The 1004-nt window shown below is 42.5% G+C and carries 3 protein-coding genes; all 3 read right to left on the reverse strand.

All coding sequences use genetic code 11. The features are described from left to right. Positions 1-142 precede the first annotated feature (142 nt). From Q0605_RS11165 to Q0605_RS11175, 3 genes are read right to left on the reverse strand one after another with little or no spacing between them, the layout of a single operon-like run. The gene (locus Q0605_RS11165) at positions 143-349 is read right to left on the reverse strand and encodes a hypothetical protein (protein ID WP_298706927.1); all 207 of its coding nucleotides are present in this window, start codon (positions 347-349) and stop codon (positions 143-145) included. Between the two features lie 32 nt (positions 350-381). Next, the gene (locus Q0605_RS11170) at positions 382-636 is read right to left on the reverse strand and encodes a hypothetical protein (protein WP_297950710.1); all 255 of its coding nucleotides are present in this window, start codon (positions 634-636) and stop codon (positions 382-384) included. A gap of 8 nt (positions 637-644) precedes the next feature. Then, complete coding sequence (locus tag Q0605_RS11175) at positions 645-986, reverse strand: hypothetical protein (RefSeq protein ID WP_298706928.1); 342 nt, start codon at positions 984-986, stop codon at positions 645-647. Between the last annotated feature and the right edge of the window lie 18 nt (positions 987-1004).

Consider the following 1004-nt stretch of genomic DNA (forward strand, 5'->3'; position numbering starts at 1 on the left):
GGAGCTAGCTTTTATATTTAAGAATATAGATAAATTTAGCCGCGAAAAGCGAGCCGAAGTTAGGATTTCGCCTAAAGACGAGCCCTTTGTGCGTGAGCTGTCGCAAAAAAGCGGGATAAGCTTTACGCGGTGCGCGTAAAAATCAAGCTTTAGCAAATTCCTTAAGCCTTTCGATACCGCTTCTTTCATCCCTTCCCTCGCTCATAAATTTTTTAAACGCCCGGTCGTCCGCGAAGCGCGCAATTCTAACCGCCGCAGAAATTTCTTTTAGCCCTTGAGCCTCTATCTGCGAAAAGCCCTCTATCGCTTCTTTTGCGAAGCTAAAAGGAAACTCCCACGCCCTAGCCAAGCCGTGCTTTAGCAGGTAGCAGATCCAATAGGCTATTTTTTTTTACCGCCCTCGCCGCTTGCGGTAAGATCGCCGTAGGTTAGGCGCAAAATCTCCTCGTAAAGCTCATTTGCGGCGCTATAGCCTAGGTTTTCAATCTTATCTGCGCTAAGATCGCAGCACTGCTTTAAAATTTCGGCTATATCGTCGTTTTTGATGATGCCCGATTGAATTTTATAAATTAATCCGATGGATAATTCTCTAATCGTAATGCCGTTTTTCAACGTCTTTTTTTTAAACAGATCCATTCTCACTCCTATTTAACTCGTTTTATAGGGAAATTTAGATCAAAAATGTAGGCGTATAGGCTTTCGCTTATAAAACGTGTCTCGGCACTTTTTAAGATGATGACGCGCCTTTCTGCCTCATCTTTTAAAAGCTTGTCGCTAAGCGCCATGATCTCATCTAAAATTCCGTAAATTTCGCAATCTAAAGTGTTGCGCGCTAAAATGATTTGAAATTTTAGGCTAGTTTCGTTCGCGCTGATCCTTTCAAAGCCGCTAAAAATCAGATAATCGCCGTTTTGATCTATAATCGCCGTATTCGCTACCGCCGTAAGATTTAGCTTAGATTTTAAATACTCCAGCGTCTCTTTCATTTTGGCTCCTCATCGTCT

Source organism: uncultured Campylobacter sp., assembly GCF_938017705.1.
Taxonomy (GTDB): domain Bacteria; phylum Campylobacterota; class Campylobacteria; order Campylobacterales; family Campylobacteraceae; genus Campylobacter_B.

Bases quoted from the DNA above. Each gene is read 5' to 3' on its own strand.
- Q0605_RS11170 (WP_297950710.1), bottom strand. From the start codon at position 636: ATGGATCTGTTTAAAAAAAAGACGTTGAAAAACGGCATTACGATTAGA.
- Q0605_RS11175 (WP_298706928.1), bottom strand. From the start codon at position 986: ATGAAAGAGACGCTGGAGTATTTAAAATCTAAGCTAAATCTTACGGCG.